Annotated in this window: 22 protein-coding genes; 12 read left to right on the forward strand and 10 right to left on the reverse strand. The window is 64.5% G+C overall.

What is annotated here, in order from left to right; all coding sequences use genetic code 11:
* Positions 1 to 6 precede the first annotated feature (6 nt).
* The 4 genes from EPO50_RS19620 to EPO50_RS19635 all read left to right on the forward strand — a co-directional run bounded on the left by EPO50_RS19620 (position 7) and on the right by EPO50_RS19635 (position 5,318).
* Positions 7 to 2,604 carry a nitrate reductase gene (locus tag EPO50_RS19620; protein ID WP_296346700.1) on the forward strand — a complete coding sequence of 866 codons (2,598 nt, stop codon included), beginning with the start codon at positions 7 to 9 and terminating at the stop codon, positions 2,602 to 2,604.
* Positions 2,604 to 4,010, forward strand: coding sequence for a siroheme synthase CysG (gene cysG / locus EPO50_RS19625; RefSeq protein ID WP_296346701.1), 1,407 nt, complete (start codon positions 2,604 to 2,606; stop codon positions 4,008 to 4,010). Before EPO50_RS19620 ends, cysG begins: the two co-directional genes overlap by 1 nt.
* Before the next feature lie 204 nt (positions 4,011 to 4,214).
* The gene (locus tag EPO50_RS19630) at positions 4,215 to 4,805 is read left to right on the forward strand and encodes a DUF882 domain-containing protein (RefSeq protein WP_296346702.1); all 591 of its coding nucleotides are present in this window, start codon (positions 4,215 to 4,217) and stop codon (positions 4,803 to 4,805) included.
* Positions 4,806 to 4,808: 3 nt separating this feature from the next.
* Complete coding sequence (locus EPO50_RS19635; protein WP_296346703.1) at positions 4,809 to 5,318, forward strand: O-acetyl-ADP-ribose deacetylase; 510 nt, start codon at positions 4,809 to 4,811, stop codon at positions 5,316 to 5,318.
* Here EPO50_RS19635 and EPO50_RS19640 read toward each other — a convergent pair.
* Complete coding sequence (locus EPO50_RS19640; RefSeq protein WP_296346704.1) at positions 5,290 to 5,865, reverse strand: DUF924 family protein; 576 nt, start codon at positions 5,863 to 5,865, stop codon at positions 5,290 to 5,292. The two genes, EPO50_RS19635 and EPO50_RS19640, sit on opposite strands and share 29 nt — an antisense overlap.
* A gap of 62 nt (positions 5,866 to 5,927) precedes the next feature.
* Here EPO50_RS19640 and EPO50_RS19645 point away from each other — a divergent pair, with 62 nt between their 5' ends.
* The 4 genes from EPO50_RS19645 to EPO50_RS19660 are packed head-to-tail and all read left to right on the forward strand — an operon-like array spanning position 5,928 to position 10,042.
* Positions 5,928 to 7,493 carry a sulfatase-like hydrolase/transferase gene (locus tag EPO50_RS19645; protein WP_296346705.1) on the forward strand — a complete coding sequence of 522 codons (1,566 nt, stop codon included), beginning with the start codon at positions 5,928 to 5,930 and terminating at the stop codon, positions 7,491 to 7,493.
* Positions 7,494 to 7,501: 8 nt separating this feature from the next.
* Positions 7,502 to 8,194, forward strand: coding sequence for a glutathione S-transferase C-terminal domain-containing protein (locus tag EPO50_RS19650; RefSeq protein WP_296346706.1), 693 nt, complete (start codon positions 7,502 to 7,504; stop codon positions 8,192 to 8,194).
* 41 nt (positions 8,195 to 8,235) lie between these two features.
* Complete coding sequence (locus EPO50_RS19655) at positions 8,236 to 9,075, forward strand: alpha/beta hydrolase (RefSeq protein WP_296346707.1); 840 nt, start codon at positions 8,236 to 8,238, stop codon at positions 9,073 to 9,075.
* 37 nt (positions 9,076 to 9,112) lie between these two features.
* Complete coding sequence (locus EPO50_RS19660) at positions 9,113 to 10,042, forward strand: hypothetical protein (RefSeq protein ID WP_296346708.1); 930 nt, start codon at positions 9,113 to 9,115, stop codon at positions 10,040 to 10,042.
* Here the strand turns inward: EPO50_RS19660 and EPO50_RS19665 are convergent.
* Entirely contained in the window at positions 10,024 to 10,467 is a 444-nt protein-coding gene (locus tag EPO50_RS19665) for a hypothetical protein (RefSeq protein ID WP_296346709.1), read from the reverse strand. The two genes, EPO50_RS19660 and EPO50_RS19665, sit on opposite strands and share 19 nt — an antisense overlap.
* A gap of 8 nt (positions 10,468 to 10,475) precedes the next feature.
* A complete protein-coding gene (locus EPO50_RS19670; RefSeq protein ID WP_296346710.1) occupies positions 10,476 to 12,077 on the reverse strand; it encodes a GMC family oxidoreductase in 1,602 nt (533 codons plus the stop codon).
* 129 nt (positions 12,078 to 12,206) lie between these two features.
* Between EPO50_RS19670 and EPO50_RS19675 the strand changes: the two genes are divergently transcribed.
* Genes EPO50_RS19675 through EPO50_RS19685 form a run of 3 tightly spaced genes read left to right on the forward strand, consistent with a single transcriptional unit; the run spans position 12,207 to position 13,772 of the window.
* Positions 12,207 to 13,193, forward strand: coding sequence for a tripartite tricarboxylate transporter substrate binding protein (locus EPO50_RS19675; RefSeq protein WP_296346711.1), 987 nt, complete (start codon positions 12,207 to 12,209; stop codon positions 13,191 to 13,193).
* Between the two features lie 20 nt (positions 13,194 to 13,213).
* Positions 13,214 to 13,546, forward strand: coding sequence for a hypothetical protein (locus EPO50_RS19680; RefSeq protein WP_296346712.1), 333 nt, complete (start codon positions 13,214 to 13,216; stop codon positions 13,544 to 13,546).
* Positions 13,547 to 13,592: 46 nt separating this feature from the next.
* Positions 13,593 to 13,772, forward strand: coding sequence for a hypothetical protein (locus tag EPO50_RS19685; protein ID WP_296346713.1), 180 nt, complete (start codon positions 13,593 to 13,595; stop codon positions 13,770 to 13,772).
* 22 nt (positions 13,773 to 13,794) lie between these two features.
* Here the strand turns inward: EPO50_RS19685 and EPO50_RS19690 are convergent, their stop codons facing one another.
* Positions 13,795 to 14,463, reverse strand: coding sequence for a glutathione S-transferase family protein (locus tag EPO50_RS19690; RefSeq protein ID WP_296346714.1), 669 nt, complete (start codon positions 14,461 to 14,463; stop codon positions 13,795 to 13,797).
* Positions 14,464 to 14,541: 78 nt separating this feature from the next.
* Between EPO50_RS19690 and EPO50_RS19695 the strand changes: the two genes are divergently transcribed.
* On the forward strand, positions 14,542 to 15,936 hold the full coding sequence (locus tag EPO50_RS19695) for a M17 family metallopeptidase (RefSeq protein ID WP_296346715.1): 1,395 nt from the start codon (positions 14,542 to 14,544) through the stop codon (positions 15,934 to 15,936).
* Between the two features lie 6 nt (positions 15,937 to 15,942).
* Here the strand turns inward: EPO50_RS19695 and EPO50_RS19700 are convergent, their stop codons facing one another.
* From EPO50_RS19700 to EPO50_RS19725, 6 genes are all read right to left on the reverse strand, one after another.
* On the reverse strand, positions 15,943 to 16,878 hold the full coding sequence (locus EPO50_RS19700) for a glyoxylate/hydroxypyruvate reductase A (RefSeq protein WP_296346716.1): 936 nt from the start codon (positions 16,876 to 16,878) through the stop codon (positions 15,943 to 15,945).
* A gap of 25 nt (positions 16,879 to 16,903) precedes the next feature.
* Positions 16,904 to 17,878: a TAXI family TRAP transporter solute-binding subunit gene (locus tag EPO50_RS19705; RefSeq protein ID WP_296346717.1), complete on the reverse strand. Its 975-nt coding sequence runs from the start codon at positions 17,876 to 17,878 to the stop codon at positions 16,904 to 16,906.
* Between the two features lie 111 nt (positions 17,879 to 17,989).
* The gene (locus EPO50_RS19710; protein WP_296346718.1) at positions 17,990 to 19,624 is read right to left on the reverse strand and encodes an ABC transporter ATP-binding protein; all 1,635 of its coding nucleotides are present in this window, start codon (positions 19,622 to 19,624) and stop codon (positions 17,990 to 17,992) included.
* A complete protein-coding gene (locus EPO50_RS19715; protein ID WP_296346719.1) occupies positions 19,621 to 20,640 on the reverse strand; it encodes an ABC transporter permease in 1,020 nt (339 codons plus the stop codon). The genes EPO50_RS19710 and EPO50_RS19715 overlap by 4 nt, the downstream gene beginning before the upstream one ends.
* A complete protein-coding gene (locus EPO50_RS19720; RefSeq protein ID WP_296346720.1) occupies positions 20,640 to 21,737 on the reverse strand; it encodes a microcin C ABC transporter permease YejB in 1,098 nt (365 codons plus the stop codon). Before EPO50_RS19720 ends, EPO50_RS19715 begins: the two co-directional genes overlap by 1 nt.
* A gap of 27 nt (positions 21,738 to 21,764) precedes the next feature.
* The gene (locus tag EPO50_RS19725; protein ID WP_296346721.1) at positions 21,765 to 23,624 is read right to left on the reverse strand and encodes an extracellular solute-binding protein; all 1,860 of its coding nucleotides are present in this window, start codon (positions 23,622 to 23,624) and stop codon (positions 21,765 to 21,767) included.
* Positions 23,625 to 23,651: the final 27 nt, after the last annotated feature.

The raw sequence follows: 23,651 nt of genomic DNA on the forward strand, positions 1-23,651 counted from the left end.
CGCGCCATGGTTCGCACGACCTGCCCCTATTGTGGTGTCGGATGCGGTGTCGTGGCGACCCCCGACGGCCAGGGCGGCGCGGCGATCCAGGGCGATGCCGGGCATCCGGCCAATCGTGGCCGGCTCTGTTCCAAGGGAGCCGCGCTCGGCGAGACCTTGTCGCTGGAAGACCGGCTGTTGCACCCCGAGATCGACGGCCGTCGCGTCTCCTGGGACATGGCTCTCGATACGGTGGCGAACGGTTTGCGCGATACGATCGAGCGGCATGGCCCCGACGCCGTGGCCTTCTATGTCTCGGGCCAGCTCCTGACCGAGGATTATTACGTCGCCAACAAGCTGATCAAAGGCTTCCTCGGCACAGCCAACATCGACACCAACTCGCGGCTTTGCATGGCCTCGTCGGTGGCAGGTCACAAGCGCGCCTTCGGCAGCGACACGGTGCCGGGCCTCTACGAGGATTTCGAGCTGGCCGATCTCGTGGTCCTGGTCGGCAGCAATCTCGCCTGGTGCCATCCGGTCCTCTTTCAGCGCTTGGAGGCGGCCAAGCGGGCGCGCCCCGCCATGAAGATCGTAGTGATCGATCCGCGGCGCACCGAGACCTGCGACATCGCCGATCTTCACCTCGCGCTGAAACCCGGCAGCGACGTTGCGCTGTTCAATGGCCTGCTGGCCGAGCTGGCGCATCGCGGCCTCACCAACAAGCGCTTCGTTGAACGCCACACCGTTGGCCTCGATGACGCCTTGATCGCCGCGCGTGCCAGCGGCATCGATACCTGCGCTGTACCGCCCACTGAGGTCGCGCTGTTCTTCGACTGGTTCGCCAGCAGGGAGAAAGTGGTCACGCTCTATTCGCAGGGCGTGAACCAGTCGAGCGCCGGCGTCGACAAGGTGAACGCGCTGATCAACTGCCACCTGCTGACCGGCCGCATCGGCCGGCCCGGGATGGGGCCGTTCTCGATCACGGGCCAACCCAATGCGATGGGGGGCCGCGAGGTCGGCGCGCTCTCCAACACCCTGGCGGCACACATGGAGTTCGGCGCACCGGATGTCGACCGGGTCGGCCGCTTCTGGAAGGCTGCACGCATGGCGACCCGGCCCGGTCTCAAGGCCGTCGATCTGTTCGAGGCGGTGCGTTCGGGCCGCATAAAAGCGGTGTGGATCATGGCCACCAATCCCGTGGCGAGCATGCCCAACGCTGATGCCGTGCGGGAGGCGCTACGCAACTGCGACCTCTCGATCGTGTCGGAAGCGATCCGCGCCACCGACACGGTCGACGCCTGCCGCATCCGATTGCCGGCGCTGGCCTGGGCGGAGAAGGACGGCACGGTCACCAATTCCGAACGAGGCATCTCGCGCCAGCGACCATTCCTCCCCGCGCCGGGCGAGGCGCGCCAGGATTGGTGGATCCTCTCCCAGGTGGCGCAACGACTTGGTTATGGTGAAGCCTTTGGCTGGACCGGCGTCGCCGACATCTTCCGCGAACATGCCGCTCTCTCGTCTTTCGAGAATGAAGGCCGGCGCGATTTCGATCTCGGGACAAAGGCAAATCTCTCCGACGCCGAATACGAGCAGCTGGAGCCCTTCGTTTGGGGGCAAACCAAGGACAAGCGCTTCTTCGCCAATGGCGGCTTCTTTCATTCGGATGGCCGAGCCCGTTTCATCGCGACGGCATCACGTGCGCCGGTCAACGCACCCGATGAGGGACGACCGCTGATTCTCAACACGGGCCGCGTCCGCGACCAGTGGCACACGATGACCCGCACCGGAAAATCCGCGCGTCTGGCGGGCCATCGCCCCGAACCGACACTCGAGCTGCATCCGACCGATGCCGCCCTGCGCGGCCTCGCCGATGGTGACATTGCCGAAGTGACGAGCAGCTGGGGCCGCAGCGTATTGCGCTTTCATGTCAGTGAGGCGGTGCGGGCGGGCGAAGCCTTTGCGCCGATGCATTGGACGGCGCAGGTGAGCCGCGCTGGTCGCATCAATGCTGCGGTGAATCCCGCCGTCGATCCCATCTCCGGCCAGCCGGAACTCAAGCACACGCCTGTCGAGATTCGGCGGTTAGATATGCGCTGGCATGGCACGATTCTCGCTCGGCGCCCGGTGATGCTGCCCGAGATTTCATACTGGGCGCGGATGCGAGGCGCCGGTCACTACGCCTACCTCGTGGCGGGCGTGCAGTCGCTCGACGCTGCCCGGCGCGCACTCTCTGCCGCTGTACGTGCCGCCAATCCCGGCCCCTGGCTCGACGGCGACGCGGGCCTCGGGGCTGTGATCAGCGATGGTCGGGTCGAAGCTCTCATGAGTCTCGGTGAGGCACGCGATGCGACCACCCGTGATCGCTTCGCGCCCTTCATGGCGATTGATCGTCTGACCGTCGACCAGCGTAACGAGCTGCTGCACGGCGAAGCGGTGTCCGATCGGGGCGGCGAAATCTGCGCCTGCTTTGGCGTGTCGTGTGGCGCCGTCGAGAACGCGATCGCCTGCGGTGCGGGTTCGCTCGACGCGGTCGGTGCTGCGACTCAGGCCGGCACGAATTGCGGGTCGTGCCGGCCTGAGATCCGCGCGCTTCTGCGCGCCGCCCGCTTGAAGCAGGCCGCGTGATGCAGACCTTTCCGCTCTTCCTCAATCTGCAGGGCCGCCGGGCACTGGTCGTCGGTGGTGGTGAACCTGCCGCCCGCAAGGTCGAGCTGCTTCTGTCGGCCGGCGCGCAGGTCTCGCTGATCGCTGCCACGGTCGAGGGCGAGATCGCACAGCTCATCGGCGAGGCGCGCATTTCCTGGGCGGGCCGCAGCTTCGACGAGGCCGAACTCGAAGGCGTATCGCTGGTCATCGTGGCGACGGAGGACGAGGCGCTGCAGGCCCGCGTTTCCCAGGCCGCACAGCTTCGCTGCCTGCCAGTCAATGTCGTCGACCGGCCTGCGCTTTCGAGCTTCATCATGCCGGCGATCGTCGATCGCGCGCCCATCACCATCGCCATCTCGAGCGGCGGCACGGCGCCGGCCCTGGCGCGCCGCATTCGCGCCGAGATCGAACGCAGCCTGCCGGCCGCCCTGGGTCGCCTGGCACGCTTCGCCGAGATCTTCCGAGAGCAGGTCCGCCGCACGCTCGTGGTGCCGCGCGCGCGCCGCCGCTTCTGGGATCGCGTCTTCGAGAGCCGAATCGGCGAGCTTGCTCTTGCTGGCGACGAGATCGGCGCGAGGCGCGAGCTGATCAGGTTGCTCGATGGCGTACGCCACGAGACGCCGCAGGCGGGCATGGTTCATCTCGTGGGCGCCGGTCCCGGCGATCCCGACTTGCTCACCTTGAAGGCGCATCGCCTGCTGCAGCGTGCCGATGTCGTGGTGTACGACCGCTTGGTGTCCGCGGAGGTGCTGGCGATGGCGCGCCGTGACGCCGAGCGTGTCTATGTCGGCAAGCGACGCGCAAATCATTGCGTGCCTCAAGACGAGATCAACGATCGCCTCGTGGCACTGGCCCGCGCCGGCAAGAGTGTGGTGCGGCTGAAGGGTGGCGACCCTTTCGTGTTTGGTCGTGGCGGCGAGGAAGTCGAAGCGCTCGTTGAGGCCGGCATCGCGGTCGAAGTCGTGCCGGGGATCACGGCGGCGTTGGGGTGCGCGGCAACGGCTGGCATTCCGCTCACGCATCGTGACCACGCACAGGCCTGTGTCTTCGTTACTGGTCATTTGAAAAATGGAAGCGTCGATCTTGATTGGCAGACGTTGGCGCGGCCGCGACAGACCGTCGTCATTTACATGGGCGTGAATGCCCTTAGTATGATTTCAAGCCAGCTTGTTGCGCATGGCCTGCCACTTTCGACGCCAGTTGCTTTGATCGAGAACGGCACCACGGATCGAGAACGTCGCGTCGTCGGTACGCTGTCGAACATAGAACGACAGGCAAATAAGGCAGGCCTCGATGGTCCCACACTTTGCGTGGTGGGTGAGGTTGTTGGGCTAGCCCATTCCAGAGACCGAGAAATTCGCTTTGAGTCGAGGGTGGGTCTCTGATATTTATGTCTGTGACATAAATGCAACAACTTCGGGGCAGGGATGCGCAGCGTAGTGTTGAGCTTGGCGGCCTTGCTGGCGTTTGCCGGAACCGTCGCCGCCCAAACAAAGTCCGCGGACACCAATCGCGGGACCACAGCCACCTCTAAAAAAACACCGGTTGGTGCCAAGGCGCCGGCTCCGACCAGAGCCACCAGTACGAGTGTGCAGAAGACTGCCGCTCAGCAGAAGCCCGCGGCCCAAACGCCGACTGCCCAGAAGCGGACGGTCACGCCGCAGCAGCTCCGCGCGTCGCGCTACGGCGGCTTCGCGCCGCAGCAGGAACTGCCGCCGCCAGAGCTCGATCTCGCGAGCCCGCGTACCCTCAGCCTGGTGAACTACAACACCAAGGAAGAGATTTCCGTCACCTATTGGTCGAACGGCTCCTATCACCGCGAAGCCCTGAACCAGCTCAACCACTTCCTGCGCGACAGCCGCGACAGTGCCGAGACCGAGATGGACCCGCTGCTGTTCGATGTGTTGTGGCACACGACGCGCATCGTGGGATTCGGCGGTTCGATCGAAGTGCTGTCGGCCTATCGGTCGCCCACGAGCAATGCCTGGCTGGCCAGCGTCAGCCGCGGCGTGGCGCGCGACAGCCAGCACATGAACGGCAATGCCATGGACATCCGCTTCCCGGGCGTCGCGGTCTTCCAGATTCGGCAGGCCGCGCGTTCGCTGAACATGGGTGGCGTCGGCTTCTATCCGCGGTCCGGCTTCGTCCATCTCGACACCGGCCCCGTTCGCTACTGGTAAAACATGAGCGGCATCGAAATCATCGAGGGTGACATCACGCGCCTCGATGTCGATGCCATTGTAAACGCCGCCAACGAAAGCCTGTTGGGCGGCGGGGGCGTCGATGGCGCGATCCACCGCGCCGCCGGGCCCGAGCTTCTCGCCGAATGCCGCACTTTGGGCGGCTGCCCGACGGGCGAGGCCAAGATCACCCGCGGCTACCGGCTGAAGGCACGTCACGTGATCCACACAGTCGGTCCGGTCTGGCGCGGTGGCGCCGCTGGCGAGCCCGAGCTGCTGGCGCGCTGCTATCGCAACAGCCTCGCCCTTGCGATGACGCACGGGCTCGCGAGCATTGCCTTTCCGGCTATCTCCACCGGCGTCTATGGCTATCCCAAGGAGGCGGCGACGGCGATCGCCGTTCGCGAAGTGACGGCAGGCCCCGCTCCGGAGCAGGTCATCTTCTGCTGCTTCGGCGCGGAGATGGTGGAGATCTACCGCGCCGTCATTGCCCGAAGCGGTCGGCCGTCTTGAGATAATCCAGTTCGTGCTCGGTGCACTCGCGGCCCAGCACCTCGTTACGGTGCGGGAAGCGGCCGAAGCGGGCAACGATGTCGCGGTGGGCGATCGCGTACTTGTCGTAGTCGGGCTTGTCGAAGGTCGCGAACAGCGCGCAGGAGAGCTCCTGGTCGGCGAGATGTTCGCTGTGTTCAAACGGCGTGCAGAAGAAAGTCCGGATCGACAGTGGATAGGCGAAGGGATAGCCGCGGGCCAGGGCAATCCGCGCCGTCTCGATCGCCTTGGCGTCGCCCGAAAAGGCCCGCGCCGAACGGCGGAACATGTTTCTCGGGAACTGGTCACAGAGCAGGATCAACGCCAAAGCGCCGTCGGGCGCTTCGCGCCAGCAGTCGAACTCACCCTTGATCGCCCGGTCGATCAGCCCGCTGAAGCGTTGTGCGATCTCGGCGTCGAAAGCGGGCGTGCTCGCGAACCAGATGTCGCGCTCCTTCCCATGGTCGGGATGGCTGAGCGGCAGGAACCAGAAATCGAGAATGTCGCGGATGGAGGAGATTTCAGTCATGTCTTCCAGCTTAGCACGCACTTTCTGCTAAGCTTGGCGAAACGGTGGGAGGAACTGGTCGCGTGGGCAAAGTCCGTAACGTTCTCTTCATCATGTGCGACCAGTTGCGCGCGGATCATCTCTCCTGCGCCGGTCACCCGCATCTGAAGACGCCGGCGATCGATTCCCTGGCCAAGCGTGGTGTGCGTTTCCCACGGGCCTATGTGCAGTCCGGTGTCTGCGGGCCCTCGCGCATGAGCTACTACACCGGCCGCTACATGACGAGCCACGGCGCCACCTGGAACCGCGTGCCGCTCTCCTTGCATGAAAAGACCTTGGGCGACTATCTCACGCCCGCTGGCATCAAGGTCGCGCTGGCCGGCAAGACACACATGCTGCCCGACCTCGAGGCGCTGGAACGCTACGGCGTCGAGGGTGGATCGGCGCTCGACGCGCTGCTGCGGGCCGGCCGCTTCATGGAAATAGACCGGTACGATGGCCATTCGCCGCCGGGCAAGGAGAGCGGCTACGCCGACTATCTTCGCCAGCACGGCTACAAGTCCGACGATCCCTGGACGGACTATGTCATTGCCGCCGACGGTCCCGGCGGCACAACGCTCTCGGGTTGGCACATGCGCAATGTCCATCTGCCGGCGCGGGTCGCCGAGGAGCATTCCGAAACCGCCTACATGACGCGCGAGGCTATGCGCTTCATTGATGAGCAAGGTGAGAAGCCGTGGTGCCTGCATCTGAGCTACGTGAAGCCGCACTGGCCCTACATGGCGCCCGCGCCCTATCACAACATGTACGGCACCAAGGATTGCCTGCCGTTGAATCGCGACGAGCAGGAGAGGGTTGGCGAACATCCCGTGCTGGCCGCCTATCGCGAGCACGAGGAGTCGGTTTCCTTCAGCCGACCCGACGCGCCCGGCATCGTAAGACCGGCCTACATGGGCTTGATCAAGCAGATCGACGATTGGCTCGGCCGCCTCTTCGCGCACATGAAGGCTGCAGGCCGCCTCAACGACACCTTGATCCTGTTCACCTCGGACCATGGCGATTTCCTCGGCGATCATTGGCTGGGCGAGAAGGAGATGTTCTACGAGGAGGCGCTGCGCGTGCCCTTCATCGTGGTCGATCCTGATCCCGCCGCCGATGCGACGCGCGGCACGGTCGACGACCGCTTCGTCGAGGCAATCGACGTCGTGCCGACCATCCTCGCGGCACTCGACCAGCCGCCGAACGACCACCTCGTCGAGGGCCGCTCGCTCTTGCCGTTGCTGCGCGGCATGAAGACCGAGACGTGGCGCGACGCCGTCTTCTCCGAGCTCGACTATTCCTTCCGCGAGGCGCGCAAGATCCTGAACCGGCGACCTTCCGAGTGCCGCGCCATCATGATCCGCGCCGACCGCTGGAAATATGTCTGGTGGCAGGATTTCCGGCCCATGCTGTTCGATCTGGTGAACGATCCGAAGGAGCATCACGATCTCGGCGCCAACGGCAACTACGCCCATATCGTCGCCGAGATGGAGGCACGCCTGGCGGCCTGGCTGAAGGCCCGCAAGACGCGAGTGACGGTCGACGATGCCTATGTCGATGCCCGCACGGCCAAGCATCGCCAGCACGGCATCTTCTTTGGCCAGTGGTGAGGACGGCCGTGATCACGCTCTATTCCTACCCTGGATTGTTCGGCGTCGCCGACAACAACGGCTATGGCCTCAAGGTCTATGCCTGGCTCAAGCTGGCGGGCATCGCCTTCACCCATCAACATCTGTTCGATGCTTCTGCCGCACCGCGTGGCCAGCTCCCCTATATCGTCGACGATGGAGAGACGATCGGCGATAGCGACGCCATCATCGCCCACCTCGCGGGCAAGTACCGTCCCACGATCGACGAGAGCCTGACGGCAAAGCAGCGCGATACGAACCTCCTCGTCTCGCGCCTGCTCGACGATCTCTACTGGGTGATGTCCTATTCACGTTGGAAGGACGAGCGCTGCTGGCCGGCCTTCGTCGCCGCCTTTCGCCACGAGCACCCCCAGATGACCGAGGTGGCCCTCCTCAAGGCGAAGGAGTTCAACGCCCAGCGCTACCACTTCCAGGGTATCGGCCGCTATGCGCCGGAGGCCGCCTATGCTCGCGGTATCGCCGACATGCAGGTGCTGGCCAATCTCGTTCCTGGCGACGGGTTCGTGCATGGCCCGAAGGCCGGCAGCGTCGATTGCGCGATCTACGGCTTCGTCGCCAACATCTGGTTCTACGACATCGACACGCCGCTGAAACAGTTCGTCGCAGCGCACCACCCCTTGGTGCGGCATTGTACGGCCATGCATTCCATGGCGATGGCCTAGAGTTTGCGACGGCCTTGCGGTTTTCAGCCCAGGAGACAGTGATGCCCAAGAGTCCCACCGAAGAAACATTCGACAGCGCTGGCGGCGTGAAGATCTTCCTTCGCGCCTGGCTACCCCATGCAGCCCCGCGCGCCGTCGTCGTCATCTGCCACGGGGTCAATTCCCATGGCGGCCAGTATCTCTGGTCGGGCGCCGAGCTCTCCAAAGCAGGCTTCGCGACCTACGCGCTTGACCTGCGTGGCCGTGGCAAGTCCGACGGCGAGCGCTTCTACGTCGAGGACGTGGCCGACTACGTTGCCGATGTGGCGGGCACGGTGAGAATCGCCAAGCAGCGCCACCCCGGCCTGCCGGTCTTTCTGCTCGGTCACAGTGCCGGCGGTGTCACGTCCGCCGTCTATACACTCGACAACCAGGCGGAGCTTGCCGGCTTCATCTGCGAGAGCTTTGCCTTCCAGGTACCCGCGCCGGGCTTTGCGCTGGCGGCGATCAAGGGCCTGAGCCACATCGCTCCGCGCCTGCCCGTGCTCAAGCTCAAGATGGAAGACTTCACGCGCGATCCGCAGGCCCTCGCGGCGCTCAATGCCGATCCGCTGACGGCGCACGAGGTGCAACCTGCTGCGACCGTCGCCGCGCTGGTTCGCGCCGACGAACGGTTGCGCGAGGAGTTTCCGACGATCAAGCTGCCGGTGTTCATCCTGCACGGCACCGAGGACAAGGCGACCGTGCCGGCGGGCAGCCAGTTCTTCTTTGATACCGTCGGTTCGACCGACAAGGCACTGAAACTCTATGAAGGCCACTACCACGACCTCCTGAACGACACCGGCAAGGAAGGTGTGATGGCGGACATCGTGGCATGGATCGACAAGCGTTTGCCGGCGTGAAGGCGCGTCGGCGGGGCGGTCGGGAAGGAGACGTACGATGAGCAGATCCTACGATCGCACTGCCGAGGATGTCGGCAATATCGTCGCCCTGGAGCACGTCAATCTCCGGGTCGAGGACCAGGGACTGGCGACGCTGTTCTACATCAGCGGGCTCGGCCTCACGCGCGATCCCTACATGATGACCAGCACCGACAATATGTGGGTCAATGTCGGGCGCAGCCAGTTTCATCTGCCGACCGGCGGGCCTGCGCAGCGCTTGCGTGGTCGCGTCGGCCTCGTGATCGACGATCGCGAGTCCCTGGTGCGTCGCCTCGGCAACATGCGCAAGGCGCTGGGCGGCACGCGCTTCGACTTCGTCGAGCAGGCCGATCATGTCGAGACGACTTGTCCCTGGGGCAACACGATCCTCTGCTACGATCCGAAGCCCGGCGACGCGATGGTCCTCGGCATGGCCTATGTCGAGTTCGACGTGCCAAGGGGCGCCGCTAAACCCATCGCCGAATTCTACCGTCGCACCTTCAACACCATGGCGCGCGTCGACGAGGCAGGTGCCGCGCCGGCGGCCCGCGTCTCGGTCGGTATGGGGCAGGAGCTGGTCTTCCGCGAGACCGAAGCCGAAGCGCCGGCCTATGACGGCCATCACATCCAGGTCTATGTCGCGAATTTCTCGGGGCCGCACCGTGCGTTGCTGGAGCGTGGCCTGATCACCGAGGAAAGCAACCAGCACCAGTATCGCTTCGAGCAGATCGTCGACCTCGACGGCAACCGCCCGCTGTTTCAGATCGAGCACGAGGTCCGCAGCCTGCGCAATCCGATGTACGCGCGGCCGCTGGTCAACCGCAATCCGCGCCAGAACAACCGCGCCTACGTGCCCGGACGCGATGCCTGGGTACCCGAGCACATCGCCGTCGAGATGGACAATCCGCGACAGGCCGAACGCGAGCGGCGCTACGGCACCTTGCGATAGATCGGCGCCCGCTTCTTTACGGGATCGAGCAGCGACCAGTCGCCCTGTTCGACGACATGTCCCTTCGGGAAGGGTGAGCGCGGTTCCTGGCCGAGGGAGTGCATGACCCTGTCGTCGCGGTAGTAGCAGAGCAATACCACGCGATTGAGCGCGAACAGCGGGGCGCCGCCTTCGGTCTTGAAGCTCGCGGCCACCTCCGCGCGCCGGTCGGCGGGAAGGTCGGCGAAGGGGCCGCCGCTCAACGTGGCGAGTTGCTTCAGCGCGGTGCGCGCATCGTCGGTGTCGCGTTCGAGGCCCTTGAGGATATCGGCAAAGATCAAATCGTCGTCGGCGCCGGGCACCTTGTAGGTCGCGCTGGCGGGAATCATCTGGCCGACGAGGGCGCGCAGGTCGCGAGCTTCGGTCTCGGTGAGGGTGGTTTGCATGGTGTGGTTCACTCGAACAGGGTCGCGTTGGCGAGGCGCTGCTTGATCGCATCCGCGATGTAGAGCGCCAGTGCCTGGATGGTCGAGGTCGGGTTCACGCCGCCGCTGGTGACCCAGATGCTGCCGTCGACGATGAACAGGTTCTTCACGTCGTGGCAGCGGCCCCATTCGTTCACCACGGATCGCTCGGGATCGGTGCCCATGCGAGCGGTGCCGAGCAGGTGCCAGCCGCTGTTGGGCACATGTTCCCGGAAGACGGTGTGGGCGCCGGCCTGCTTCAGGATCTCCTCGGCGCGCGTGTGGGCGTGATCCAGCATCTTCCGGCTGTTCTCGCCGACCGTGTAGTCGATCTTGGGAGCAGGGATACCGTCGGAGTCCTTCAGCACCGGGTCGAGCGTCACCCGGTTGTGCTCCTCCGGCAGATCCTCGCAGATGCCCGCGAGATAGATGCGGTGGTTGAGCAGGCTGCGATAGACCTTGTGATGATCCTCGCCCCAGGGCAGGCGGCCGGCCGCCGTGCTGCTGATCGCCTCGACGATCGAGCCCATGCCGCGGCCGAACTGGAAGATGTAGCCGCGTACGAAGTCGCGCGCCTTGTCGGTCTCGTAGAATTCGTGGCTCCACAGGCAGAGCGGCGGGCCGTGGTTGCCGTCCAGCGGCTCGTCGACATAGCCGTAGGTGAAGGCATAGGGGTGGAACATCAGGTTCTTGCCGACGAGCCCGCTCGAATTGGCGACGCCGTTGGGGAACTTGCCCGACTGCGAGTTGAGCATCAGCCGCGGTGTGCCGACGCCGTTGCAGGCGATGATCACCATCTCGGCCGCCTGGAACTGCTCCTTGCCCTCGGCATCGTAGTAGATCACGCCGGTCGCCATGCCGTTGTTGTCGACGGTGATCTCGCGCACGCGGGCGCGGGTGCGCAGCTCGACGCCGGCGCGCAACGCCATCGGCCAGTAGGTGATGTCGGTGCTGGCCTTGGCGCCCTGCGCGCAACCCGGTGTGCAGTGGCCGAGGTTGAGGCAGCGGCCGCGACCTTCGTAGTCGACCGTGGCAATCGAGGTATCCGACGGCCACCAGTGCCAGCCGAGCTGGTTCATCGCCGTGCCGAAGCGCTGACCCGACTTGCCGAGCGGTATCGGCGGCATGGGCGGCTGCTTGGCCGGATAGGCGGGATCGCCTGCCAGGCCCGAGACGCCGGTCATGCGGTCGTTCTCGGCGAAGAACGGTTCCAGCGTCTCGTAGTCGATCGGCCAGTCGTCGGCGACGCCGTCGAGCGTCTTCACCTTGAAGTCGCTGGGATGCAGGCGCGGATAGTGCGCCGTGTACATGATCGTGCTGCCACCGACGCCGTTGAAGTTCACGACCTTGATCGGCGAGTTGGCGTCGTTGATCGGATAGTCGGTCTCGCGTGCCCGGCGGTTGGGATTGATGGCGAAGTCACTGAACAGGCGTGCCTCCCAGTCGCGGCCGTTGCTGGGATAGTCGGTCGGCTTCACCCAGTCGCCCTGCTCCAGGCAGAGGATGCGCATCTTGGTATCGGCGAGGCTCCACGCCACCGCGGCCCCCGACGCCCCGGAACCGATGATCAGGACGTCGACTTTCTCGTTCATGGCGCTTTTTCTCCCGTGCGGCGGCGGCAGAGACTAGGCCGCATGGCGAGCTGGCTGCAAGCGATTGGCGTGACGCTTTGGCGGGCGGCTGTTAGCGTCTGTGCAACGGGGATTGGGAGGAAACAAAACATGTTCGACAAATCTGTTCGTCGTCGCCGTTTGCTTGCCGGTGCGGGCGCCGCACTTCTCGCGCCGTCGCTGGTGCGTGCACAGGATGCGTATCCGAATAAGCCGATCAAATTCGTCGTGCCGTGGACGCCCGGCGGAGCGACCGACAATATCTCGCGCATCGTCACTGCCCGGATGTCGGAGCTGCTGGGCCAGCAGGTCATGATCGACAACAAGCCAGGCGGCGGCGGCACGATCGGCACCGACGCCATCGCCAAAGCTGCCCCCGACGGCTACACGATCGGCCTCGTCACAGTGTCCATGTTCACCATGGCGCCCGCGCTCTACGCCAAGCTGCCCTATGACCCGGTGAAGGATTTCTCGCCAATGGCGGGCATGTCGATGTGGCCCAACATGCTGGTGGTCCATCCCAGCCTGCCGGTGAAGACCGTGCCGGAGCTGATCGCCCTCCTGAAGGCCAATCCCGGCAAGTACAATATGGCTTCGTCCGGTTCGGGTACGACGATCCATCTTGCGGGCGAGATGTTCAAGCAGATGACCGGCACCGACATGGTGCATGTGCCCTACAAGGGTAGCGCCGGTGCGTTGCAGGACCTGATCGCGGGCCAGACCCACATCATGTTCGACAACATGCCGAGCTGCTGGCCGCATGTGCAGGCAGGCAAGCTCAAGGCACTGGGCGTCACGAGCCGCGAGCGCAGCAAGGCGGCGCCCAACATTCCGGCCATCATCGAGTTCGTGCCGAACTATGTCGTCGAGGTCTGGATGGGCCTCGGCGGTCCGGCCGGTGTGCCTCAGCCGATTATCGACAAGCTGGCCGCTGCAGGAACCAAGGCCCTGGAGGCTCCTGAGGTGAAGGAGAAGCTTGCGGCTCTCGGCAGCGATCCCTGGCCGATGCCGCCCAAGGGGCTGCATGACCGCATCGTCAGCGAAATCGCGGTCTGGGCGCCCATCGTCAAGGCGTCGGGCGCCAAGGTCGACGGCTGACGACAGGCTGCGATCCTGCCGTGAGGCCAATCCTCCTCGCCGCATTGGTCCTGCTCGCGATGACTGCGCCGGCTGCTTTGCCGGCGCAGGATCTCGACGCGATCCTGGCGCGCTTCAATGCCGCACGAAAAACAGCGCCGGAGGAAATCGCGGCCTACATGGATCGCGCTGAAGGCTGCTGGCATTTCGCGGGTGAGGAGCCATACAACGCCGCCCGGCGCGCCGAGATCAATCGGGCCCTGACCGAGCTGAAATGCACGACGCTCAAGGCCGATGGACAGGCATTGCGCCGGAAATATGCACGGTCAGCGCCGGCGCTTGCGGCCCTCGATGCCGCAGCGGCACTGGAATGAGCCGATAAAGATCGTATTCGCGCTACGACTCTCTATATAGAGCGCCATGGCAAGCGACACATTCGGCAAGCATATGGTGTGGACGGTAGATCCGCGCACCAACAACGAAATCGGCATCGGCTACTCGACCCTTGCGGAGGCAGAGGCGGAAGCCGTGAAGCTGGCAGACGTGGGCTACAAGATCCTCCGGATCGTTCCCACCTCGCTGCCCAAGCCCAACTCCTGAGGTTCGCGGGCCCCGAAGGGCCCTACTTCAGCTCATAGGCGTCGATCAGCCACGGCTCGTGCGCCGCTGCATCGATCCATTCCTTCATTGCGGGATGGCCGAGGACGGCGGTGCAATAGGCGTCCGCGTCCGAATCGAGCGTCACGCTGTAGGTTTTGAAGCGCGTCACGACAGGCGCGAACATTGCATCGGCGGCGCCGAAGGTGCCGAACAGGAACCCGTCGTCCTTCTGGAATGCGCCGGCGAAGCGCTTGCGGCAGTCGCGCCACAGGCCCGTGATGCGCTCGATGTCGGCGCGCACGCCAGGCGTCATGCCTTTGCCGGGGAACGAGGCGCGGATGTTCATCGGCATGTTGTTGCGCAGGTCCATGAAGCCCGCATGCATCTCGCAGGAGATGGCGCGGGCATGAGCGCGTGCCGCTGCCGAAGGCGGCCAGAGGCCGACTTCGGGTTTGAGGTCGTTGAGATACTCGGCAATCGCCAGCGACTCCCAGACCGCCAACCCGCGATGAAGCAACACCGGCACACGACCCGAAGGCGAATGCTTGCGGATGGTCGCCAGCGTTTCGGGCCGGTCGAGCGGCACCACGATCTCGTCGAACTCGATGCCTGCGATCTTGGCCATCAGCCAGCCGCGCAGCGACCATGACGAATAGTTCTTGTTGCCGATCACGAGGGTGAAGTCGGCCATACGCCCTCCATCTCACTGAGCTTGCCAGTGCGAGAGTTTCGCCGGCAATCTTAACCGTTGCACTACAGGATTGTGAGCATGGCCATGTCGTTGCCGTTCGTCGACCGTTCTTCTTCTTCTTTGCCCCTGCAGTTTGTGGGCCAATCGACGTGGCGAGGATGGCTGAAAGAGCAGAGCGCTGCACGACGCGGCTGGATCGAATCCCTCGGTATTGCGGGCGTGCCGGGTGATCTCGTGGTTCTGCCGGGACGCGATGGTAAGGCTGCAGGTGCAGTCCTTGTGCTCTCCAATACGCCAACCCTTTGGGACTTCGGCGCACTGGCGACCAAGCTGCCGCCGGGCACATGGAAGTTCGCGGGGAAGTTTGCCAGAGACATGGCGCCCGTCTCGCCGACCGACGCGGCCGTCGCGATCGGGCTCGGCGCCTGGCGCTTCGAACGATATCGCAGCAAGAAGGGCAAGGTGGCGCCGCGCATCGTGTGGCCCGAGGGTGCGGACAAGGCGCGCGCGACGGCGATGGTCGAAGCGCTCTCGCTGGCGCGCGATCTCATCACCACACCATCCTCTGACATGGGACCGGCCGAGCTGGCTGCTGCCGTGCAGGGGGTCGCCAAGAAGAACAAGGCGAAGGTGAAGGTGATCACCGGCGACGATCTGCTGAAGCGGAACTTTCCGATGGTCCATGCGGTGGGCCGCGCGTCGACACGCGCGCCGCGCCTCATCGATCTCGTGTGGGGCCGCGAGAAGGATCCCAAGGTCACGCTGGTCGGCAAGGGTGTGTGCTTCGACACGGGCGGCCTCGATCTCAAGCCCTCGACCGGCATGCTGATGATGAAGAAGGACATGGGCGGTGCGGCGACGATGCTCGCTGTCGCCGCGATGGTGATGGCTGCCAAGCTGCCGGTGCGGTTGCGGCTTCTGATCCCTGCGGTCGAGAACTCGGTGTCGGGCAATGCCTTCCGGCCGATGGACGTGGTGCCGACGCGCAAGGGCATCACCGTGGAGATCGGCAACACCGATGCCGAGGGCCGCCTGATCCTGTGCGACGCCCTGCACGAGGGCGCTTCGGAAAAGCCCGCGATGATGGTCGATTGCGCGACGCTGACCGGTGCGGCGCGCGTTGCGTTGGGCACCGACCTGCCGGCGCTGTTCTGCAACGATGATGCATTGGCGCGTGACCTGCTGGCGCAGGGCGAGGCCGTGACAGACCCGATGTGGCGCATGCCGCTGTTCGCGGGCTATCGCCGCCTGCTCGACAGCAAGGTGGCCGACATCAACAACGTGTCGGCCGGCGGCTTCGGCGGCGCCATCACGGCTGCGCTCTACCTCAAGGAGTTCGTGCCCGACGACGTGCCATGGGCCCATATCGACATGATGGCGTGGAACAACACCAGCCGGCCGGGTCGTCCCGAAGGCGGCGAAGCTCAGGCCGCCCGCGCGATCTTCACCACGATCGAGAAGAAGTTCGGCTAGACGATCTCAATAGCCCGTCTTCGGATCGACGGTGTGAAGGAGCGGCTGGCCGGCGCGCATCCGCTTGATGTTCTCGATCACCCCCGGCGAGGCGGTGCGCGGGTTGGTGGCGCCAGCGATGTGCGGCGTCACCTGCACCTTGGGGTGCGTCCAGTAGGGATGATCCTGCGGCAACGGCTCGACGTTGAACACGTCCAGCGCCGCGCCGCTGATCTGGCCTGAGTCGAGGGCCGCCAGCAGCGCTTCGTCCACGACATGGCCGCCGCGCGCCATGTTGATGAAATAAGCCCCCTTCGGCAGCGCGGCGAACGCTTTGGCGTCGAGCAGGCCGCGCGTGTCGCGCGTCAGCGGCAGGACGTCGATCAGGATGTCGGTGCGCGCCAGAAAGCGGGCAAGTCCGTCGGTGCCGTGAAACGTCTCGATACCGGGCAGACTCTTGGCCGTGCGGCTCCAGCCTGCAGTCGGGAAGCCGAGCGCGGCGAATTTGCCGGCAGTATCCTGGCCAATCGAACCGAGGCCCATGACGCCGATACGGCGGTGGATGGTGTCGACGAAGTCCTCGGGCTTCCATTGCCGGGCGCGCTGGCTGGCGGCGTATTTGTCGATCTCACGATGATGCCGCAGCGCCCAGTAGATGGCGTATTCGCTCATCTGCCCGACCAGGCCGTCATCCATGATGCGCACGATCGGCACGCCGGTGGGCAGGCGATCGTCGGCCAGCAAATGGTCGACACCCATGCCGAGCGACACGATCAGCTTCACATTGGGAAAGGACGCAATCAGCCCGGCCGGCGGCTTCCAGGCCAGCACGACTTCGATGCGCTCTTTGTCGCCAAGATTGTCGAGGGTGCGGAAGTCGACAGGCCCCAGCCCTGCCTCGAGGACCTTCTTCCAGTGAACGCCGTCGGTATCGCGGCTGATATAGGCGATAGCGCCGGCCATGAAATCCTCTCTATGTGGGATGGTTCTATTTCGGGATGGTCGCGGGATCGAGCTTGATCCCCTTCTCCTTGTAATAGCGCACGGCACCAGGATGGAAGGGCAGGAACGTGTTGCGCGTGGCGTTGGCGGCGATTGTATCTTTGGCGGCGGCATGTGCCCGCAGCATCGTCGGGTTGTTCTCCAGCACGGTCTTGGTGATCAGATAGGCCATGTCGTCGGACATGTCCTTGCTGGCAATCGCAAAGTTATAGAGGCCGACTGTCTTCTGATCCGTGGTTTGCTGCTTGTAGATTCCCTTGGGGATCGTCGAGTCGGTGAATTCCACCATCGCCTTGCGGATGCGGGCGATCTCGTCGGGCGTCCAGGTATAGAAGACGACCTTCTGCTCGGCATCGAGCTCGGTGAAGGCCGGAACCGGCGCGCCGGCGCCGAAGCAGAAGGCATCGAGCAGGCCGTCCTTGAGCTGATTGCTCATGTCCACGCTCTGGCCGTTGCGGATGGAGACCTTCATGGCCAGCGCATCGAAGATCATCGGGAAATAAGTTCCCGCCGTGCCGGCCTTGGGGCCGACGCCGACGGTCTTGCCGTCGAGCTGCTTGAAGCTCGTGATGCCTGACTTGGCGAGCGACACACATTGCATCGGCGTGTCGTACATCGGGAAGAGCGCGCGGATGCTGTCGTACTTCTTGCCCTTGGTCCAGGTAGCCGATCCCTGCATCGCCTGCATCGCGACGCCCATGGTCGTCATGCCGAGCCCGATTTTGCCGTCGTCGATCATGATGACGTTCTGGTTTGGCCCTTGCGTCTGCTGCGGGGTGATCTGCAGTCTGGCCTTGTCGGTCAGGATCTGCGCGACGACACCGCCATAGACGTAATAGGTGCCGCCGACCGATGCCGTTCCGAGGACCAGATTCGACTGCGCGTATGCTCCTGCTGCCGCTCCCATGACAGTGGTGAGAGCCAGCGCTGCGGCAAACAGGCCGCGGCGAAATCCGGTCATCTTGGCCCTCCCATTTTTCAGCTATTCCGCAATTTTATGTCGGTCCGACAACCCTCTCATAGGTTCGTCGCAATCACCCCGCAAGCCTGTCGAGACGCATATGCGCCGGTATCAGGTCGCGACGATGCGATTGTCGGCGCCGATGGCTTCGAGGTTGAAGGCAGCCGCAATCAGAGCCTGGGTATAGGGCGTCTGCGGTGCCTGGAAGACCTGGGCGGCTGAGCCGCGTTCGACGACCTTGCCATGGCGCAGCACGACGACTTCGTCGGCCAGCGCCCGCACGACCTTGAGGTCGTGGCTGATGAACAGGTAGGCGAGCTTATAGCGGGCCTGCAGGTCGCGCAGCAGGTCGACGATCTGCGCCTGCACGCTCATGTCGAGCGCCGAGGTCGGTTCGTCAAGCACGATCAGGCGTGGCTTCAGGACTAGTGCGCGGGCGATCGCGACGCGCTGGCGCTGGCCGCCGGAGAATTCGTGCGGATAGCGATCGCGCGCCGCGGCATCCAGGCCGACTTCGCCGAGGGCGCGCACGATCATCTCCTGGCGTTCCTCGCGTGTGCCGATGCGATGGACTTCCAGGCCCTCACCGATGATCTCGCCGACGGACATGCGCGGCGAGAGTGAGCTGAACGGATCCTGGAACACGATCTGCATCTGCCGACGCAGCGGCCTCAGGTCGCGCTGGCTGAGCGCCTGCAGGTCCTGCCCGTCGAAGCGGATACCGCCCTCGCTGTGTTCGAGGCGCAGCAAGGCGAGGCCAAGCGTCGTCTTACCCGAGCCCGATTCGCCCACCAGGCCAATCGTATGGCCTTCGCGCAGCGCGATGCTCACGCCATCGACGGCCTTCACATGGCCGACCGTGCGGCGCAGCACGCCGCGCTTGATCGGGAAGTGCACCTTGAGATCGTCGAGCCGCAGGATTTCCGGGGTGGACGGATCGACGTCGGCCGGTCGGCCCTTGGGCTCGGCCGACAGCAGATGCTGCGTGTAGCTGTGCTGCGGATGGTCGAAGACGTCGGCGACCGGCCCATGTTCGACGATGCGGCCCTTGGTCATGACGCAGACCCGGTCGGCCATCTTGCGCACGATGCCGAGGTCGTGGGTGATGAAGAGCAGCGCCATGCCATAGCGTGCCTGCAGGCTCTTCAAGAGCTTCAGGATCTGCGCCTGGATGGTGACGTCGAGTGCCGTCGTCGGCTCGTCGGCGATCAGCAGGTCGGGCTCGTTGGCAAGCGCCATCGCGATCATCACGCGCTGGCGCTGCCCGCCCGAGAGCTGGTGCGGGTAGGCATCGAGGCGCTTGGCCGCTTCCGGAATGCCGACCTGGTCGAGCAGCTCCAGAGTGCGCTTGCGGGCGGCCTCGCGCGACAGGCCCTTGTGCAGGATCAGGACCTCGTTCACCTGCCGCTCGATCGTGTGCAGTGGGTTGAGCGACGTCATCGGCTCCTGGAAGATCATGGAAATGCGGTTGCCGCGCACCTGCAGGAGTTCGCGAGTCGAGGCGCCGACCAGTTCCTGGCCCTGGAAGCGGATGCTGCCCGTCGGGTGGCTGGCTGACGGGTAGGGCAGAAGCTGCAGCACCGAGAGTGCCGTTACCGACTTGCCCGAACCCGATTCGCCGACCAGCGCCAGGGTCTCGCCGCGGTTGATGTCGAAGCTGACGCCGCGCACGGCCCGGACGGCCTGCTCGTCGGCGCCGAAGGTCACGGCGAGGTTGCGTACAGCGAGGAGGGGAGTGTCGCTCACGCCAGCACCTTGCGCGGATTGAAGGCGTCGCGCACGGCCTCCCCGATGAAGACCAGCAGCGACAACATCAGGGCAATGATGAAGAAGCCCGTAAACGCCAGCCACGGCGCATTGAGGTTGTTCTTGCCCTGCAACAGCAGCTCGCCGAGCGAGGGGGAGCCGACGGGCAGTCCGAAACCAAGGAAATCGAGCGACGTCAGGGTCGTGACCGAGCCGGCCAAAATGAAGGGCAGGAAGGTGAGGCTGGCGGTCATGGCGTTGGGCAGAATATGCCGGAACATGATGCGGGCATCCATCATGCCCAGCGCCCGGGCCGCCCGCACATAGTCGAAGTTGCGCCCACGCAGGAACTCCGCCCGGACCAGCCCGACCAGCGCCATCCAACTGAACAGCAACATGATCCCCAGCAGCACCCAGAATCCGGGCTGGATGAAGCTCGCAAGGATGATCAGCAGGTAGAGCGTCGGCATGCTCGACCAGATCTCGAGGAAGCGCTGCATCAGCAGATCGACCATGCCGCCGAAATAGCCCTGGACCGCACCGGCGGCGATGCCGATCACCGTGCTCAGGATGGTGAGGGCGAGCCCGAACAGGACCGAAATCCGGAAGCCATAGATCAGCCGGGCCAGCACATCGCGAGCCTGGTCGTCGGTGCCCAGCGGATGGGCCCAGGATGGCGGCAGCAGTGCCATGCGACCTTCGCCCTTCAGCACGGTGTCGTAGCTGTAGGGAATCGGCGGCCACAGGATCCAGCCCTTTTCCTCGATCGACTTCTGCAGCTCCTGGTCTGTGTAGACCGCATTGGTCGGGAACTCACCACCGAAGGTGGTCTCGGGATAGTCGCGGATCATCGGCGAGTAGAGCGCGCCGTCGTAGCTGATGAGGATCGGCTTGTTGTTGGCCAGCAGTTCGGCAAACAGCGAGACGAAGAACAGCACGCCGAACACGACCAGCGAGATCATGCCGCGCTTGCTCGATTTGAAGGCCGCGAGCCGGCGCCGGTTGAGCGGGTTCATCAGCCGCGCGCCTCGAAATCGATCCGAGGATCGATCAGCGTGTACATGAGGTCGCCCAAGATCCCCATGACGAGGCCGATCAGGCCGAAGAAGAAGAGCGTGCCGAACATGATCGGATAGTCGCGATTGAGCGCGGCCTCGAAGCCCAGCAGGCCGATACCGTCGAGCGAGAAGATCACCTCGATCAGCAGCGAGCCTGTGAACAGCACGCCGATGAAGGCGGCGGGAAAGCCCGCGATCACGATCAGCATGGCATTGCGGAAAACGTGACCGTAGAGCACGCGGCGCTCGACCAGCCCCTTGGCGCGTGCCGTCAGCACATATTGCTTGTGGATCTCCTCCAGGAAGGAGTTCTTGGTGAGGAAGGTGAGCGTCGCGAAACCGCCGATCACCATGGCGCCGATCGGCAATGCCATGTGCCAGAAATAGTCGAGCACCTTGTCGACCAGGCCGAGCGAACTCCAGTCGTCGGAGACGAGGCCGCGCAGCGGGAACCATTTGAAGTAGCTGCCGCCGGCGAACAGCACGACGAGCAGCAGGGCGAAGAGGAAGCCCGGGATGGCGTTCAGCACGATGAGCGTGGTCGAGGTCGAGACGTCGAAGCGTGAGCCGTCACGCACGGCCTTGGCGATGCCGAGAGGGATCGACACGAGATAGATCAGCAGCGTGGTCCACAGGCCGAGCGAGATCGACACCGGCATCTTCTCGAGCACCAGATCGACGACGCGCTTGTTGCGAAAGAAGCTCTCGCCGAAATCGAAGGTGAGGTAGTTCCCCATCATCAGGAAGAAGCGTTCGTGCATCGGCTTGTCGAAGCCGTACATCTTCTCGATGCGTTCGATCAGCTCGCGCGGCATCCCGCGGGCGCCACGATAGGCGCCGGCCGACTCGCCCGATCCGCCGCGTTGGACCGTCTCGCCGCCGCTCGCGCTGCCGGAGAACCGCTCGGTGGCGCTGATCGCCGTGCCCTGGATCTGGGCCAGCATCTGCTCCACCGGTCCGCCGGGGGCGGCCTGGATAATGAAGAAGTTGACGACCATGATGCCGAACAGGGTCGGCACCACCAGCATCAGACGGCGTAGAATATAGGCGAGCATCTCAGCGTGACTTCGCGATGACGCTCGTCACTTCTTCTCCCCGCGTTGCAGGGCGCGATCCTTGGCCTCGTCGATCCACCAGGTGTCGAAGGCCACGGGCGCGTACTTCGCGCTCTTGGCCGGGCGACCGAAGCGGTTCCAGTAGGCGACATAGGCGGTGTTGCTGTGCCAGTTGGGCACGACGAAGTGACTCCATAGCAGGACACGGTCGAGTGCCCGCGTGACGTTGATCAGGCTCTCCCGGTCGGGAGCGGCGATCAGGGTCTCGATGAGTTGGTCGATCGCGGCATCCTTGATGCCGATCGTGTTGCGGCCGCCTTTGTTGTCGGCCGCCTTGGAGCCCCAGAAGTCGCGCTGCTCGTTGCCCGGCGACAGCGACTGGCCGAAGCCCTCGACCATCATGTCGTAATCGTATTCGTCCTCACGACGCTTGAACTGCGCCGTGTCGACCGTGCGCACGTTCATGTCGATGCCGATGCGCTCCAGGTTCTGCTTGTAGGGCAGCGAGACGCGCTCGAAGCTGGCATCGTTCAGCAGCATTTCGAAGGCGAGCTTCTTGCCCGTCTTCGTCTCGGTCATCTTGCCGTCCTTGATCTCCCAGCCGGCCTCCTTGAGCAGAGCCAGGGCGCGGCGTGCGAGGTCGCGGACATTGCCGGTGCCGTCCGACTCCGGCAGCTTGAATTCCTTGGTGAAGACCTCGTCGGGGATCTTGCCGCGGAACGGCTCGAGATATTTGAGCTCGGCGGGCGTCGGCAAGCCCGACGAGGCAAGTTCGGAGTTGCCGAAGAACGAGATGTTCCGTTTGTACATCCCGTAGAACAGGTTCTTGTTGGACCAGGCGAAATCGAACATCGTGGAGATCGCCTCGCGCACGCGCCGGTCCTTGAAGAAGTCGCGCCGGGTGTTGAAGGCGAAGCACTGCATACCGGTCGGCAGTTCGTGCGGGATTTCGGCGCGCTGGATGCGCCCGTCGCGCACCGCCGGAATGTCATAGGCGGTCGCCCAGTTGCGTGCGATGTTCTCCTGGCGCAGGTCGAGGTCGCCGGCCTTGAAGGCTTCGAACTGCACCGTGACGTCGCGATAGTATTCGTAGCGGATGACCTCGAAGTTGTTGCGGCCCTTGTTCATCCAAAGGTCCTTGGCCCACCAATCGTCGACGCGGCGATAGGCGATCGAACGGCCGACGTCGAAGGAATCGACCTTATAGGGGCCGCTGCCCAGCGGCACTTCGAGCGAGACCTTCTCGAAGTCGCGGCTGGCCCACCATTTCGAGGGAAGGATCGGAAGCTGGCCGAGGATCAGCGGCAGCTCCTTGTTGCTGCTGTCGCGGAAGGAGAACAGCACCTTGCGGTCGCCGACTTTCTCCGCCTTGACCACGTCGTGATAGTAGAGGCCGTAGATCGGCGTGCCCTTGGTCTTCAGAATGTCGAGGGAGAAGATCACGTCCTCGACGGTGATCGGGCTGCCGTCGTGGAAGCGGGCCTGCGGGCGCAAGTTGAAGGCCACCCAGGAGCGATCCTCCGGCCATTCGATCGTTTCGGCGATCAGCCCGTACTCGGTCGAGGCCTCGTCGCGCGAATTCCAGCACAAGGTGTCCCAGATCGCCGTGATGCCGGCGGCGGGAACGCTCTTCACGATGAAGGGATGCAGCGAATCGAAGGTGCCGCGGGCGCCGAGCCGGACGCTGCCGCCTGCGGGCGCGTTCGGATTGAGATAATCCGGTGGCCCGGCATCGGCTTTGTACTTCGGTTCGCCATGCATGGCGAAACCATGATTGACGTGAACTTTGCCCTGGGCCTGAGGCGACGTCTGGGCTAGCAGAATGGCCGGCGCGCCGACCCAGAGGGCCGCGCTGCCCATCAGTACGCTGCGCCGTTTGATCGCCATGCGGTGAGCTCCCCGTAACGAGCCTTG

The organism is Reyranella sp., assembly GCF_004297405.1.
Taxonomy (GTDB): domain Bacteria; phylum Pseudomonadota; class Alphaproteobacteria; order Reyranellales; family Reyranellaceae; genus Reyranella.

Excerpts from the sequence above, each read along its gene's own strand:
- EPO50_RS19620 (WP_296346700.1), top strand. The coding sequence starts at position 7 with ATGGTTCGCACGACCTGCCCCTATTGTGGTGTCGGATGCGGTGTCGTG.
- cysG (WP_296346701.1), top strand. The coding sequence starts at position 2,604 with ATGCAGACCTTTCCGCTCTTCCTCAATCTGCAGGGCCGCCGGGCACTG.
- EPO50_RS19635 (WP_296346703.1), top strand. The coding sequence starts at position 4,809 with ATGAGCGGCATCGAAATCATCGAGGGTGACATCACGCGCCTCGATGTC.
- EPO50_RS19640 (WP_296346704.1), bottom strand. The coding sequence starts at position 5,865 with ATGACTGAAATCTCCTCCATCCGCGACATTCTCGATTTCTGGTTCCTG.
- EPO50_RS19655 (WP_296346707.1), top strand. The coding sequence starts at position 8,236 with ATGCCCAAGAGTCCCACCGAAGAAACATTCGACAGCGCTGGCGGCGTG.
- EPO50_RS19660 (WP_296346708.1), top strand. The coding sequence starts at position 9,113 with ATGAGCAGATCCTACGATCGCACTGCCGAGGATGTCGGCAATATCGTC.
- EPO50_RS19665 (WP_296346709.1), bottom strand. The coding sequence starts at position 10,467 with ATGCAAACCACCCTCACCGAGACCGAAGCTCGCGACCTGCGCGCCCTC.
- EPO50_RS19670 (WP_296346710.1), bottom strand. The coding sequence starts at position 12,077 with ATGAACGAGAAAGTCGACGTCCTGATCATCGGTTCCGGGGCGTCGGGG.
- EPO50_RS19675 (WP_296346711.1), top strand. The coding sequence starts at position 12,207 with ATGTTCGACAAATCTGTTCGTCGTCGCCGTTTGCTTGCCGGTGCGGGC.
- EPO50_RS19685 (WP_296346713.1), top strand. The coding sequence starts at position 13,593 with ATGGCAAGCGACACATTCGGCAAGCATATGGTGTGGACGGTAGATCCG.
- EPO50_RS19690 (WP_296346714.1), bottom strand. The coding sequence starts at position 14,463 with ATGGCCGACTTCACCCTCGTGATCGGCAACAAGAACTATTCGTCATGG.
- EPO50_RS19695 (WP_296346715.1), top strand. The coding sequence starts at position 14,542 with ATGGCCATGTCGTTGCCGTTCGTCGACCGTTCTTCTTCTTCTTTGCCC.
- EPO50_RS19700 (WP_296346716.1), bottom strand. The coding sequence starts at position 16,878 with ATGGCCGGCGCTATCGCCTATATCAGCCGCGATACCGACGGCGTTCAC.
- EPO50_RS19705 (WP_296346717.1), bottom strand. The coding sequence starts at position 17,878 with ATGACCGGATTTCGCCGCGGCCTGTTTGCCGCAGCGCTGGCTCTCACC.
- EPO50_RS19715 (WP_296346719.1), bottom strand. The coding sequence starts at position 20,640 with ATGAACCCGCTCAACCGGCGCCGGCTCGCGGCCTTCAAATCGAGCAAG.
- EPO50_RS19720 (WP_296346720.1), bottom strand. The coding sequence starts at position 21,737 with ATGCTCGCCTATATTCTACGCCGTCTGATGCTGGTGGTGCCGACCCTG.
- EPO50_RS19725 (WP_296346721.1), bottom strand. The coding sequence starts at position 23,624 with ATGGCGATCAAACGGCGCAGCGTACTGATGGGCAGCGCGGCCCTCTGG.